At 73.3% G+C, this 14000-nt stretch carries 10 protein-coding genes; 7 read left to right on the forward strand and 3 right to left on the reverse strand.

Annotated elements, in window-relative coordinates:
- Positions 1-60: 60 nt before the first annotated feature.
- The 4 genes from GA0070564_RS01680 to GA0070564_RS01695 all read left to right on the forward strand — a co-directional run bounded on the left by GA0070564_RS01680 (position 61) and on the right by GA0070564_RS01695 (position 5950).
- Positions 61-2739, forward strand: coding sequence for a LuxR C-terminal-related transcriptional regulator (locus GA0070564_RS01680; protein ID WP_091601460.1), 2679 nt, complete (start codon positions 61-63; stop codon positions 2737-2739).
- Between the two features lie 17 nt (positions 2740-2756).
- On the forward strand, positions 2757-4043 hold the full coding sequence (locus GA0070564_RS01685) for a nicotinate phosphoribosyltransferase (protein ID WP_091601462.1): 1287 nt from the start codon (positions 2757-2759) through the stop codon (positions 4041-4043).
- Positions 4044-4058: 15 nt separating this feature from the next.
- Positions 4059-4640 carry an isochorismatase family protein gene (locus GA0070564_RS01690; RefSeq protein WP_091601464.1) on the forward strand — a complete coding sequence of 194 codons (582 nt, stop codon included), beginning with the start codon at positions 4059-4061 and terminating at the stop codon, positions 4638-4640.
- A gap of 65 nt (positions 4641-4705) precedes the next feature.
- On the forward strand, positions 4706-5950 hold the full coding sequence (locus GA0070564_RS01695; protein WP_091601466.1) for an MFS transporter: 1245 nt from the start codon (positions 4706-4708) through the stop codon (positions 5948-5950).
- Between the two features lie 345 nt (positions 5951-6295).
- Here GA0070564_RS01695 and ctaD read toward each other — a convergent pair whose 3' ends face one another.
- Complete coding sequence (gene ctaD / locus GA0070564_RS01700; RefSeq protein ID WP_091601468.1) at positions 6296-8053, reverse strand: aa3-type cytochrome oxidase subunit I; 1758 nt, start codon at positions 8051-8053, stop codon at positions 6296-6298.
- Between the two features lie 137 nt (positions 8054-8190).
- Positions 8191-9297, reverse strand: coding sequence for an FAD-dependent monooxygenase (locus tag GA0070564_RS01705; RefSeq protein ID WP_091601470.1), 1107 nt, complete (start codon positions 9295-9297; stop codon positions 8191-8193).
- Between the two features lie 298 nt (positions 9298-9595).
- Between GA0070564_RS01705 and GA0070564_RS01710 the strand changes: the two genes are divergently transcribed.
- Positions 9596-10768 (forward strand): glycoside hydrolase family 12 protein, encoded by a 1173-nt coding sequence (locus GA0070564_RS01710; protein WP_091601472.1) that lies wholly within the window; start codon positions 9596-9598, stop codon positions 10766-10768.
- Between the two features lie 69 nt (positions 10769-10837).
- Here GA0070564_RS01710 and GA0070564_RS01715 read toward each other — a convergent pair whose 3' ends face one another.
- Positions 10838-11623: an aldo/keto reductase gene (locus tag GA0070564_RS01715; RefSeq protein WP_091601474.1), complete on the reverse strand. Its 786-nt coding sequence runs from the start codon at positions 11621-11623 to the stop codon at positions 10838-10840.
- Between the two features lie 58 nt (positions 11624-11681).
- Between GA0070564_RS01715 and GA0070564_RS01720 the strand changes: the two genes are divergently transcribed.
- Positions 11682-12743, forward strand: coding sequence for a DNA polymerase ligase N-terminal domain-containing protein (locus GA0070564_RS01720; protein ID WP_091601476.1), 1062 nt, complete (start codon positions 11682-11684; stop codon positions 12741-12743).
- A 17-nt stretch (positions 12744-12760) separates the two neighbouring features.
- Entirely contained in the window at positions 12761-13966 is a 1206-nt protein-coding gene (locus GA0070564_RS01725; protein ID WP_091601478.1) for a threonine synthase, read from the forward strand.
- Positions 13967-14000 lie beyond the last annotated feature (34 nt).

A 14000-nucleotide genomic window follows, 5' to 3' on the forward strand; every position in this document is an offset into this window, starting at 1 on the left:
ACTCAACTTCACTGCGTGACGGTGCCCGCGCGTACCGAATCGCATCGATATGCTGCTCGGATGAGTCGGTGGAGCTTCGTCGGCCGAACGGTGGAACTGGGCCGGTTACGGTCGGCGGTGGCCGACGCGGACCGGCGCGGCATCTTCTTCAACGGCAGCGCCGGGATCGGCAAGAGCCGGCTGCTCCGCGAGGGACTGGTCACCCTCCCCACCGACCGGTACGCCATCTTCACCGTCGCGGCCAGCGCCACCACCGCGGCGCTCCCGTTCGGCGGCCTGGTGCAGGTGCTCCCCGCCGAACAACCCCAGGGACTCTCCCCCGCCGGCCTGCTGCGCTGGGCGGTGCAGGCCCTGCGGGAGCAGGCCGCCGGCCGGCCGGTCGTGCTGGCCATCGACGACGCGCACCTGCTCGACCCCCCGTCCGCGGCGCTGGTGCACCTGCTGGCCCGCACCGAGAACACCACCGTGGTCGGCACGTTGCGCGACGGCGAGCAGCTGCCGCTGCCGATCCGCGCCCTCTGGACCGACGACCTGGTCGACCTGGCCGAGCTCACCCCGCTCGGCCGCCCCGAGACCGGCGCCCTGCTGGCGGCCATCCTGGACGGTCCGGTGGACGACGGCTCCACCGAGCGGCTGTGGCGGCTCTCCGGGGGAAACCCCCTGCTCCTGCGGGAGCTGGTGCTCGCCGCCACCGGTGGCGGGGAACTGCACCGCAGGTACGGGGCGTGGAGCTGGACCGGGCGGCTCGAGCTGGCGCCCAACCTGACCGAGCTGATCGACACCCGCGTCGGCCAGCTCAGCGCCGGCGTCCGTACCGTGGTGGAGCTGGTCGCCTTCGGCGAGCCCCTGGGGCTGCAACTGCTCAACGAGGCCGTGGCGCCGACCGACGTGGAGACCGCCGAGGAACGCGGCCTGATCACCGTGGTCCGCCACGACCGCCGGGTCAACGTACGGCTGGCCCACCCGCTCTACGGCGAGGTGATGCGCCGGCGCTGCCCGGTCAGCCGGACCCGCCGGTTGCACGCCCGACTCGCCGACCTGATCGAGAAGGCCGGCAAACGGCGCCGCGACGACCTGCTCCGGGTGGCGGTGTGGCGGCTGGACTCGGGCACCGTGCAGGACCCGGCGCTGCTGCTGGACGCGGCCGTGCAGGCGTTCACCCGCTACGACGTGCCGCTGGCCACCCGGCTGGCCCGGGCCGCGCTGGACGCCGACGGCGGGTACGACGCGGCCGAGCTGCTCGCCACCATCCTGATGTTCGCCGACCGGCCCACTGAGGCGCTGCGGGTGCTCGACGCGGTCGCCGACGACCTGGGCTGTGACCGCCGCAGGGCCCGCTGGCTGACCGTACGGGGAATGGTCAACTACTGGGGGCTCAGTCAGGAGTCCACGGTGGAGGAGATCGCCGCCCGGGCCGACGAGCTGACCGACCCCGGCGACCTGGCCCGGGTCCGCGCCTTCGAGGCGATCATGCGGCTGCACCGGATGGACACCGAGACGGCGCTGCGGCTCGGCCGCGGCGTCCTGGACCGCCCCGCCGCCAGCGTGGCCGCGCGGGAGCTGGCCCGCTGCACGATCGCGCACCTCCAGGCCGCGCAGGGCCACTTCCGGCGCAGCGCGGAGGCGGTGGCCCGGGTGGCGGCCGAGGCGCCGGCCTGGCGCAACGACATGCCCTACCTGCAACTCGCCATGGAACTGGCCCGGGGCACCCGGCTGGCCCTCGCCGGCGACCTGGCCGGCATCGACGCGATCGTGGCCGACGAGTTCGCCGACCTGGCCGGGGCGGGCGACTTCCGGCTCGGCACCGGCTACCTGGCCGTCCTGCGGGCGTACGCGGAGCGGCTGCGCGGACGCAGCGACGACGCGCTCAGGACCAGCCTGGGGGCCTGCGCCGTGCTCGCCACCAGCCGCGTCTACGCCGGCCTCGCCCAGGCCGAGCGAGCCCAGGCGGCGGCGCTGCGCGGCGACGCCGGGCACGCCGCCGAGGCGATGGCCGAGGCGGACCGCACGCACGCCCCCGGCATGGCCGTGCTCTACCCGTGGCTGGAGCAGGCCCGCGGGGCGACCTTGGCCGCCGCCGGTGACCTGGCCGCGGCCACCGCCCAGCTGACCGGGCTCGCCGACCGGCTCCGCGCCGACGGGCTGGCCGGGCACGAGGTGCTGGTGCTGCACGATCTCGTCCGGTACGACCGGTCGGCCGCGCCGGTCGGCCCGACCTGCACCGACGGCGGTCGGCGCAGCGTCGCCCAGCGCCTCGCCGAGCTCAGCGAACGGGTCGACGGCCCGCTGGCGCCGTTGCTGGCCCGGCAGGCCCGGGCCTGCGTCGAGGACTCCCCCGCCGACCTGCTGGCGGTCGCCGAGGACTTCGCCGGGCTGGGGCTGCCGGTGTACGCGGCGGAGGCCACCGCGATGGCGCTGCACCGGTTGCGGCGCAGCCGGTCCGGGGCGGCCGGCGCGGCGCACCAGCGGCTGGGTGCCCTGCTCGCCGGCTGCGACCGGCTGGACACCCCGGCGCTGCGGCTGGTCCGGCCGACCCTCACCGGCCGGGAGCGGGAGATCGCCGGGCTGGCCGCCGAGGGGGCCAGCAGCCGGGTCATCGCCGAGCGGCTCTACCTGTCCAGCCGCACCGTGGAGAACCACCTGCAACGGGTCTACAGCAAGCTCGGAGTCAGCGGGCGCGCGGAGCTGCCGGCCGCGCTGCGCGCGATCGCGGGCCGGACCGGCGCGGAACCGGAGTGAACTCTAGGCTGGGACGGGTGAGCACCCTTCGCCCCGCGCTGCTGACCGACCACTACGAGCTGACCATGGTCAGCGCCGCCCTGCGCGACGGCACCGCCGACCGCCGCTGCGCCTTCGAGGTGTTCAGCCGGCGGCTGCCCGCCGGCCGCCGCTACGGGGTGGTCGCCGGGACCGGGCGGCTGATCGACCTGATCCGCGACTTCCGGTTCGACGAGGCGGAGGTGGACTTCCTCCGCCGCACCGGGGTGGTCGACGACGCGGGCGCCCGGTGGCTGGCCGACTACCGCTTCACCGGCGACATCGACGGGTACGCCGAGGGTGAGCTCTTCTTCCCCGGCTCGCCGATCCTCACCGTCACCGGCGGTTTCGCCGAGTGCGTGGTGCTGGAGACGCTGGTGCTCTCCGTGCTCAACCACGACTGCGCGGTGGCCGCGGCCGCCGCCCGGATGGTGACCGCCGCCCGTGGCCGGGCGTTGATCGAGATGGGGTCGCGCCGGGCGCACGAGGAGGCCGCCGTGGCCGCGGCCCGGGCGGCTTACCTCGCCGGCTTCCGGTTCACCTCCAACCTGGCCGCCGGGCAGCGCTACGGCATCCCCACCGCCGGCACCGCCGCGCACGCGTTCACCCTGTTGCACGACGACGAGAAGACCGCGTTCGCCTCGCAGGTCGCCACGCTGGGCAAGGACACCACGCTGCTGGTCGACACGTACGACATCAGCCAGGGCATCCGCAACGCGATCGAGGTGGCCGGGCCGGAGCTGCGGGCGGTCCGGATCGACTCCGGCGACCTGGCGGTGATCGCCCAGCAGTCCCGGGAGCTGCTCGACTCGCTCGGCGCCACCGAGACGAAGATCATCGTCTCGGGTGACCTCGACGAGTACGCGATCGCCTCGCTCGCCGCCGAGCCGGTCGACATGTACGGCGCCGGCACCGCCGTGGTCACCGGCTCCGGCGCGCCCACCGCCGGGCTGGTCTACAAGCTGGTCGAGGTGGAGGGGCGCCCGGTGGTCAAGCGCTCGGAGCACAAGGCGACGATCGGCGGGCGCAAGGTGGCCGTACGCCGGCACAAGCCCACCGGCACAGCCACCGAAGAGGTGATCGTGCCGCAGGGCGTACCGGACCGGAAGCCCAACGACCGGATGCTCCAGCGCTCGTTCGTGGTCGACGGTGAGCCGGTGTCGCTGCCCTCGCTCGACGAGTCCCGGGAACACCTGCGGGAGTGCCTGATCTCCATCCCGTGGGAGGGGCTGAAGCTCTCCGGCGGCGACCCGGCCGTCCCGGTCACCGTCGTACCGGCCAGCTGAGGAAGGGACGCACCGATGGCGAACGCGCTGATCATCGTCGACGTACAGAACGACTTCTGCGAGGGCGGCTCCCTCGCCGTGGCCGGCGGCGCCGGGGTGGCGGCCGGGATCTCCCGGCTGCTCGCCACGGAGCCGGGCCGGTGGGACCACGTCGTCGCCACGAAGGACTACCACGTCGACCCGGGGGCGCACTTCGGCGATCCGCCGGACTACGTCGACTCCTGGCCGGCGCACTGCGTGGTGGGCACCCCCGGCTCCGAGTTCCACCCCGAGCTGGAGACGGGCCGGGTGGAGGCGATCTTCCACAAGGGCGAGCACGCGGCCGCGTACTCCGGCTTCGAGGGGCACGCCGACGACGGCGAGGGTCTGGCCGACTGGCTGCGCCGGCGCGACGTCGACCGGGTCGACGTGGTCGGCATCGCCACCGACCACTGCGTGCGGGCCACCGCGCTGGACGCCGCCCGGGCGGGCTTCGCCACCACCGTGCTGCTGGACCTGACCGCGGCGGTCGCCCCGGCCACCCTCGACGTGGCGCTGCGGGCGCTCGACGGCGCCGGGGTGACCATGCGCGGGGAGCCTGTGATCAGGGCCGCTTGACCCGGTAATCGCTTGCCGATGTCGTACCCCCGGCCGAGGATGAACGGCCGGAGGTACGGACCATCATGAACCTGACGCCTTACCGGCGTGCCCTCGCCCTGCCCGGTCTGCGGTCGTTGCTGCTGGTGTCGGTGCTGGCCCGTGTCCCGCTCACCGCGACCGGGGTGACCCTCACCTTCTTCGTGGTGCTCGACCTGGGCCGCGGCTACGGCGCCGCCGGCCTGGTCGGCGCCGCGCTGACCGTCGGCAACGCGCTCGGCTCACCGCTGCTCGGCCGGCTGGTCGACCGGTACGGCCTGCGGCCGGTGCTGCTGGTGACCACCGCCGCCGAGGCGGTCTTCTGGGCCACCGCGCCGATGCTGGACTACGCGCTGCTGCTGCCCGCCGCGTTCCTCGCCGGGCTGCTGGCCCTGCCGGTCTTCTCGGTGATCCGCCAGTCCATCGCCGCGCTGGTGCCGGAGAGCCAGCGCCGCCCGGCGTACGCGTTGGACTCGATGTCGGTGGAGCTGTCGTTCATGGTGGGCCCGGCGCTCGCCGTCGCCCTGGCCACCGCCGTGTCCCCGCGCGGCACGCTCTGGGCGGTGGGCGCCGGCATCGTCGCCTCCGGCATCGCGCTGGTGGTGCTGAACCCACCGACCCGCGGCGTCGACGAGGCGGCCGGACCGCTGCCCCGGATCCCCCGGCGGGAGTGGCTGACCCCGCGGCTGCTCGCCGTGCTGGCGGTCAGCGCCGGCGCGACCCTGGTCCTCGGCGGCACCGACGTCGCGGTGGTCGCCGTGCTGCGCGCCGACGGCGAGGTCGGCTGGACCGGCGCCGTGCTCGCCATGTGGGCGGTCGCGTCGCTGGTCGGTGGCTTCGCGTACGGCGCGGTCAGCCGTTCCTTCTCGCCGCTGATGCTGGCCGCCGCGCTGAGCCTGTGCACCATCCCGGTCGGCCTGGGCGGTGGCCACTGGTGGCTGCTCTGTCTGACGTTGATTCCCGCGGGCGCGCTCTGCGCGCCCACCCTGGCCGCCACCTCGGACGCCGTCAGCCGGCTCGCCCCGCCCGCCGTACGCGGCATGGCGATGGGGCTGCACGGCTCGGCCGTCACGGTCGGCATCGCGGTCGGGGCGCCACTGGCCGGGGTGGTGATCGACGCCTCGGCGCCGTTCTGGGGCTTCGTGGTCACCGGCGCGGTGGGGCTGCTGGTCACCCTGCTGGTGCTCCCGGTCGAGCTGCGCCGCCGCCGCACCGCCGGCGAGTCCCCGGCCCCGGTGGCGGACGCGCCCGCCGACCGTCCCGCCGAGCTGGCCTCCCCCACCGCCGCCTGACCTCGTCCAGCGCCGGCCGGCTCCGTCCACCGGCGCGACATGCCCGGTGGACCCGCACCGCGGCCGGGGTGCCCGATCGCTAAAGGGGCTCAGACCGGAGGCGACGCCGCTTTCGAGCGTGATACCTCAGAGTCATATCTATTCCTCTCAGGTATCACGCTCGCCGGCATCCACCAGTCCCGTGGAACCCAGCAGTCCCGTGGAACCCAGCCTCCGAGCCGACCCAACCCCGCCGACGGCCCTACGTGCCACACATCGGCGTGACCGGGCGGCGGAGGGGGGAACGGCGACGGGCGCCGTACCCCGGGGAGGGGTGCGGCGCCCGTCGGACGATCGTCGGGAGCGTCAGCTCCGGTCGATGGTGCTGGAGGTGTCCTCCTGGTAGCTGGCGCCACCGTTGGACTCGCTGGTGAGCGGCTTGGCGCCACCCTCCGGCGGCCCGGCGATGCTCTGGCCGGCGGCCAGCTCCGGGAACTTCGCGTCGAAGGCCGGCCGCTCGGAGCGGATCCGGGGCATCCGGTCGAAGTTGCGCAGCGGGGGCGGCGAGCTGGTCGCCCACTCCAGCGAGTTGCCGTGACCCCACGGGTCGTCGACCTCGACCACCGGGCCGGTCTTGTACGACTTCCAGCAGTTCCAGATGAACGGCAGGGTCGAGATACCGGTGATGAACGCGCCGATCGTGGAGATCGTGTTCAGCGTGGTGAAGCCGTCGCCCGGCAGGTAGTCGGCGTACCGGCGGGGCATGCCCTCGGCGCCGAGCCAGTGCTGCACCAGGAAGGTGGTGTGGAAGCCGATCATGGTCAGCCAGAAGTGGATCTTGCCGAGCCGCTCGTCGAGCATCCGGCCGAACATCTTCGGGAACCAGAAGTAGATGCCGCCGAAGACCGCGAACACGATCGTGCCGAAGAGCACGTAGTGGAAGTGCGCCACCACGAAGTACGAGTCGTGCAGGTGGAAGTCGAGCGGCGGGCTGGCCAGCAGCACACCGGTCAGGCCACCGAAGAGGAAGGTGACCAGGAAGCCGACCGCGAAGAGCATCGGCGTCTCGAAGCTGATCTGGCCCCGCCACATGGTGCCGATCCAGTTGAAGAACTTCATACCGGTCGGGACCGCGATCAGGTAGCTCAGGAAGCTGAAGAACGGCAGCAGCACCTGGCCGGTGGCGAACATGTGGTGCGCCCACACGCTCATCGACAGGGCGGCGATGGAGATCGTCGCGGCCACCAGGCCCTTGTAGCCGAAGACCGGCTTGCGGGAGAAGACCGGGATGATCTCGGTGATGATGCCGAAGAACGGCAGCGCGATGATGTAGACCTCGGGGTGACCGAAGAACCAGAACAGGTGCTGCCAGAGCATCGGCCCGCCGGTCGCGGGGTCGTACACGTGGGCGCCGAGCAGGCGGTCCGCGGCGAGCGCGAAGAGCGCGGCGGCCAGCAGCGGGAACACCAGGATCGCCAGCAGGCTGGTGACCAGCATGTTCCAGGTGAAGATCGGCATCCGGAACATGGTCATGCCGGGCGCGCGCAGGGTGATGATCGTGGTGATCAGGTTCACCGCGCCGAGGATCGTGCCCAGACCGGAGATGGCCAGGCCGACCACCCACATGTTGGCGCCGACGCCCGGCGAGTGCTCGATCGTGCTCAGCGGGGTGTACGCCGTCCAGCCGAAGTCGGCCGCGCCACCGGGGCTGATGAAGCCGGCGGTCGCCATGGTGCCGCCGAACAGGTACAGCCAGTACGCGAAGGCGTTGAGTCGGGGGAAGGAGACGTCCGGTGCCCCGATCTGCAGCGGCACCACGTAGTTCGCGAAGGCGAACACGATCGGCGTCGCGAAGAACAGCAGCATGATCGTGCCGTGCATGGTGAAGAGCTGGTTGTACTGCTCGGCCGAGAGGAACTGCAGGCCCGGCCGGGCCAGCTCGGCACGCATGATCAGCGCCATCAGGCCGCCGACCATGAAGAACACGAACGCGGTGACCATGTACATGATCCCGATCTGCTTCGCGTCCGTGGTGCGCAGCAGCCGCGCGATGGCCGACCCCTTGACCGGCTCTCGGACCGGCCAGGGCCGGGTCACGACCGGCTTGGGTGCGACGGTGGTCACGAATGGCCTCCGGTTCTGGTTGTCCCGCTCGGCGCGCGGTGGTTATCTGCGAGCCGTCATCCGCAAGGAGGATAGTCCCCGGCAGGTGGCACCGCTGATCGGGGTGGCGTGGGACGATCGCCGCGTGCGGTGCGTGCTCACAGCGGGCCGACCAGCAGTCGGTAGTGCTCGCCGAAGATCCGCCCGCCGCGCCCGCGCAGCAGCGGGTCACGCAGCGCCGGCGGCACGTCGCGGGTCCGGTTGCGGTCCCGGGTCCGGTCCCGCACCCAGCGGGTACGCGGGCGCCGGCGGCTCTCGTACGCCAGCAGCGCGGAGTCGACGTCGCCGGCCGCGGTCAGCGACTCGGCGAGCACCACGGCGTCCTCCAGGGCCATGGCGGCGCCCTGGGAGAGCGAGGGCGCGGTGGCGTGTGCCGCGTCACCGACCAGCAGCACCCGGCCGTGGAACCAGCGGCCCAGCTCGACCTCGTCGGTGAGCCCCACGTCGACCTGGTCGAGGGCGGCGAGCACCTCGGGCACCGGCCCGCCGTACCCGGCGAAGAGCTCGCGCAGCCGGCCGAGCGGGTCGGCGGGGAGGGTGTCGCCGGCCTCGTCGGCATAGCAGTGCAGCCGTCCCGCGCCGATCGGCACCACCAGGAAGCCGGAGCGCTGCCCGAGCAGGGCGGTCCAGTCCCGCACGGGCGGCCCGTCGCGGACGACGCCCCGGTAGACCACCTGCCCGGCGGGGCGGGGCGGGCCGCCGAGGGCGGCCAGCGCGCGGACCGACGAGCGGGGGCCGTCGGCGCCGACGACCAGGTCGTACTCGCCGGTGGTGCCGTCGGTGAAGGTGACGCCGACGCCGGCCGGCAGCGGTTCGACGGAGCTGACCTCGGCGCCGTGCCGGACGGCGCCGCCGGCGCCGGTCAGCAGCACCCGGTGCAGCTCCCGGCGGGGCAGGGCCCGGCACGAGCCGACGCCGGCCCAGAGCGCGTCGAGGTCCACCTCGCACAGCGGCGCCCCCGTGGCGTCGAGGAAGCGCTGCCGGTGGATGACCTGGCCGAGCCGGCCGACGGGGCCGTCGAGGTCGAGGCGGCGCAGCGCCCGCTCGGCGTTGCCGGGCAGGTAGAGGCCGGCGTCTCCGCGCTCCGTCGGGGGGAGCTTCTCGGTGACGTCGGGTCGGAGGCCGGCCATCCGCAGGGCCCGGGCCACGGCGAGACCGGCGATGCCCGCGCCGACGACGAGGACGCGCAGGGCTGAACCACGCATTGCGGTGTACGCCTCCGGAGGGGTCGGAACGCGCTGGAGGCAAGACACTACTCGGAGCAATCGGGGCACGCCAGGGCCGTTCGGCCGGGTGGACGCGTCGCTCCGCCGCCGGTGACCAGGACATCTGCCTTCGGCATCCCGTCGATCAGGGGCCGCGGACGCCGCGAAGATGAAATTACTTAACCGGTACAGTTGCGCAACTGTTTCAGGCATGTAAATGTGTCGGCTGAACCTGGGAGCGCTCCCGCTCGTATCTCCCGACACGTCCGGCGCCCCCACGCCGTAGCCAAGGAGCATCATGAGACGTCCACTCCGGGCCATCGCCGCCGCCGGCCTGCTGGCCGCCGGCACGATCGTCGCCGTCGCCCTCGGCGGCAACGCCTCGGCCGACACCCAGATCTGTGACCAGTTCGGTTCGACGGTCATCGGCAACAAGTACGTGGTGCAGAACAACCGCTGGGGCACCACCGCCACCCAGTGCATCAACGCGACCGCGACCGGCTTCTCGATCACCCGCCAGGACGGCGTGTCGCCGACCAACGGCGCCCCGGTGTCGTACCCGTCGATCTTCGCCGGCTGCCACTACACCAACTGCTCCCCCGGCACCAACATGCCGATCCAGGTCAAGAGCATCAGCAGCGCGCCGGCCAGCATCAGCTGGAACTACGTCAGCGGCGCGACCTACGACGCCGCGTACGACATCTGGCTCGACCCCACGCCCAAGAAGGACGGGGTGAACCAGATGGAGATCATGATCTGGATGAACCGTCAGGGCACCATCCAGCCGATCGGCTCGCCGGTCGGCAACACCACCCTCGCCGGCCGCAGCTGGGAGGTCTGGCGGGGCAGCAACGGCCAGAACAACGTGATCTCGTACGTCGCGTCGTCGCCGATCCCGAGCATGAGCTTCGACGCCCTGGAGTTCATCAACGACACCCGCAACCGGGGCGCGATCACCAACGACTGGTACCTGACCAGCATCCAGGCCGGTTTCGAGCCGTGGCAGGGCGGCGTCGGCCTCGCGGTGACCTCCTTCTCGCAGGACGTCCGCACCGGCGGCACCAACCCGTCGCCGACCCCGTCGCCGACGACCTCGCCGACCGGCAACCCGACGCCCTCGCCGACCACCAGCACCCCGCCGCCGGCCGGCACCGCGTGCACGGTGAAGTACACCCCGACCAGCGTGTGGAACAACGGCTACACGGTCGACGTGGCGATCACCAACAAGGGCTCCAGCACGATCAACGGCTGGAACCTCACCTACAACCTGCCCGCCGGGCAGCAGGTGACCAACTCCTGGAGCGCCACGGTGACGCAGAGCGGCAGCGCGGTCAGCGCCCGCAACGTGGACTACAACGGCACCCTCGCCCCGGGCGCCTCGACGACCTTCGGCTACCAGGGCACGCTCAGTGGCGCGTTCACCGCGCCGAGCGCGTTCGCCCTCAACGGCGTGAACTGCGCCAAGGTCTGACCCTCACCGACGCCCAACGGGGCGCGGTCCGCCACCTGCGGGCCGCGCCCCGTGCGCGTACGGCGGCACTCAGCCGCCGAGGGCGTCGATGTCGCGCATCTCCTCGGCGGTCAGCGAGAACCGGAACACGTCGGCGTTGGCCCGGATCCGCTCCGGGGTGACCGACTTGGGGATCACCACGATCTCGTGGTCGATGTGCCAGCGGAGCACCACCTGCGCCGGGGAGATGTCGTGCGCTGCGGCGATGCGTACCAGCACCGGGTCGGCCAGGTCGCTGGTCTTGAACGGGCTGTAGCCCTCCAGCACCACCCCCCGGTCGCGGTGCGCGGCGTACGTCTGCCGGTCGTACAGCGACGGGCTCCAGCGGATCTGGTTGACCGCCGGGGTCTCCTCGGTGGACTGGATCAGCTCGTCGATCTGGCTGACCGAGTAGTTGCTCACCCCGACCGCGCGGGTCAGCCCCTCGTCGCGGGCGGCGAGCAGCTCCCGCCACACCGGGATGCTGTCGCCCGGCGCGGACGGCGGCCAGTGGATCAGCCACAGGTCGACGTGGTCGGTGTCCAGGGCGGCGAGGCTCGCCTCGATGGTCTCGCGTTCCCGGCCCACCCGGTCCGGCGGCAGCTTGGTGGTGATGAAGAGGTCCTCCCGGCGCAGGCCGCTCTCCCGGACCGCCCGACCCACCTCCTTCTCGTTGCCGTACATGGTGGCCGTGTCGATGTGCCGGTAGCCGGCGTCGATGGCGGCGAGCACGGCGTCGTACCCGGCCTCGCCGGTGGCCTGCCAGGTGCCGAAGCCGAGCAGGGGCATCCGGACCTCGCCGGGGAGCGCGGCGGTGGGCTGTTCAGCGCTGGTCATGGCGGCTGTTCTACCCGGCATCCCGGCGGGCATGCCCGGGTGGGCGGAGAATGCGGAGGTGGCCGACCCGCTGGAGGAGTACCGCCGCCGGCGGGACGCGGCGCGCACGCCGGAGCCGGTCCCGCCGCGCCCGCCTCGCCGGCCCCGGCGGGCCGGCGAGGCCCGGTTCGTCATCCAGCAGCACCACGCCCGCCGGCTGCACTGGGACCTGCGACTGGAGCGCGACGGCGTGCTGGTCTCCTGGGCGGTGCCGCGCGGCCTGCCCCGGGACACCGGACGCAACCACCTCGCCGTGCACACCGAGGACCACCCGATGGAATACCTCACCTTCCACGGCGAGATCCCGGCCGGTGAGTACGGCGGCGGTCGGATGACCGTCCACGACACCGGGACGTACCGCACCGAGAAGTGGCGCGACGACGAGGTGATCGTGGTCCTCGCCGGTGACCGCACCCGGGGCCGGTACGCGCTCTTCGCCACCGGTGGCCGGGACTGGATGATCCGGCGCACCGACCCGCCGCCGCCGGGCTGGACGAGCATGCCGGAGCGGGTCGCGCCGATGCACGCCACGCCGGCCCGCCGACTGCCGACCGACGACGCCGCCTGGGGGTACGAGCTGCGCTGGGACGGCGTACGCGCGGTCGCCCACGTCTCCGGCGGCCGGCTGCTGCTGCGCTCGGCGGACGGCGAGGACGTCACCCCGGCGTACCCGTGGCTGCGGGAGCTGGCCGAGGAGCTGGCGCCCGTCGAGGCGGTCCTGGACGGTGTGCTGGTCCGGATCGACGCCGCCGGCCGGGTCCGACCCGCCGGCGGGGGACGACCGGCGCGGGGCAGCGCCCGGCGGGCCGCGCCGGACGCCCAGTTCCTGCTGGTCGACCTGCTCTGGCTGGAGGGCGCCGACACGGTCGACCTGCCGTACGCGCAACGCCGGGAGCTGCTCGACGGTCTGGCGCTGGCCGGCCCGCACTGGCAGACTCCGCCGTGGTTCCCCGGCGGCGGGGCGGACGCCCTGCGGGCAGCCCGGGAGCAGGGCCTGCCCGGGGTGGTGGCGAAACGCCTGGACTCGGCCTACCAGCCGGGTCGGAGCAGCCGCGACTGGCGCACCATCGACGCGAGCTGAGACTTCCGAGGAGCGACGTGTACCTGACCCACCTGGAGTGCCCGCGCTGCGGCACGGGACATCCGGCGGACGAGCTGGTGAACCTCTGCGGCTGCGGCTCACCGCTGCTGGCCCGCTACGACCTCGGCGCGGTCGGCGCGGCGGTCACCCCGGAGCGGTTCGCGCTGCGCCCGGCCGACCTGTGGCGCTACCGCGAGCTGCTGCCGGTGGCCGACCCCCGGCACGTCACCACGCTGGGCGAGGGCTGGACGCCGCTGCTGCGGGCGCCGGCGTACGGGGCGGAGATCGGCATCGCGGACCTGATCGTCAAGGACGAGGGGCTGATCCCGACCGGCTCGTTCAAGGCCCGCGGGGCGGCGGTCGGGGTGAGCCGGGCCCGGGAGCTGGGCGTGCAGCGGATCGCCATGCCGACCAACGGCAACGCGGGCGCGGCGTGGGCGACGTACGCGGCCCGGGCCGGGCTGGGCGCGACCATCGTCATGCCGCTGTCCGCCCCGACCATCTGCCGGCGGGAGTGCGTGGCCGCGGGGGCGGACCTGCGGCTGATCGACGGGCTGATCAGCGACGCCGGCCGGCACGTGGCCGGGCTGGTGGCCGAGTCGGCGGGCGGCATCTTCGACGCCGGCACGCTGCGCGAGCCGTACCGGCTCGAGGGCAAGAAGACCATGGGCTACGAGATCGCCGAGCAGCTCGGCTGGCAGGTGCCCGACGTGATCATCTATCCGACCGGTGGCGGGGTCGGGCTGATCGCCATCCACAAGGCCATGCACGAGCTGCGCGAGCTGGGCTGGATCGGGGACAAGCTGCCCCGGCTGGTGGCGGTGCAGTCCACCGGCTGCGCGCCGATCGTGCGGGCGTTCGCCGCCGGTGAGCAGCGGGCCACGCCGTGGGAGGACGCGCACACCGTCGCGTTCGGGATCACCGTGCCAGCGCCGCTGGGCGACGAGCTGATCCTGACCGCGCTGCGGGAGAGCTCCGGCACCGCCGTCGCGGTCGACGACGTCGAGCTCCTGGCCGACCTGCGGGGCTTCGCGGCCCGGGAGGGGCTGCTGCTCTGCCCGGAGGGGGCGGCCTGCCTGACCGCGGCGAAGCACCTACGGGCCGGCGGTTGGATCCGGGCCGACGAGCGGGTGCTGGTGCTCAACACCGGCGCCGGGTTGAAGTATCCGGAGACGATCGACGTCTCCGCCGTTCCGGTCGTGCAAGGAAGGGCCCCTTCTTAACGCCTCCGGTATAGCAGGGGCCCCCGCTTAACAC

The organism is Micromonospora mirobrigensis, from assembly GCF_900091555.1.
GTDB classification, from domain to species: Bacteria; Actinomycetota; Actinomycetes; order Mycobacteriales; family Micromonosporaceae; genus Micromonospora; species Micromonospora mirobrigensis.

Bases quoted from the DNA above. Each gene is read 5' to 3' on its own strand.
- GA0070564_RS01695 (WP_091601466.1), top strand. From the start codon at position 4,706: ATGAACCTGACGCCTTACCGGCGTGCCCTCGCCCTGCCCGGTCTGCGG.
- GA0070564_RS01715 (WP_091601474.1), bottom strand. From the start codon at position 11,623: ATGACCAGCGCTGAACAGCCCACCGCCGCGCTCCCCGGCGAGGTCCGG.
- GA0070564_RS01710 (WP_091601472.1), top strand. From the start codon at position 9,596: ATGAGACGTCCACTCCGGGCCATCGCCGCCGCCGGCCTGCTGGCCGCC.
- GA0070564_RS01680 (WP_091601460.1), top strand. From the start codon at position 61: ATGAGTCGGTGGAGCTTCGTCGGCCGAACGGTGGAACTGGGCCGGTTA.
- GA0070564_RS01705 (WP_091601470.1), bottom strand. From the start codon at position 9,297: ATGCGTGGTTCAGCCCTGCGCGTCCTCGTCGTCGGCGCGGGCATCGCC.
- GA0070564_RS01690 (WP_091601464.1), top strand. From the start codon at position 4,059: ATGGCGAACGCGCTGATCATCGTCGACGTACAGAACGACTTCTGCGAG.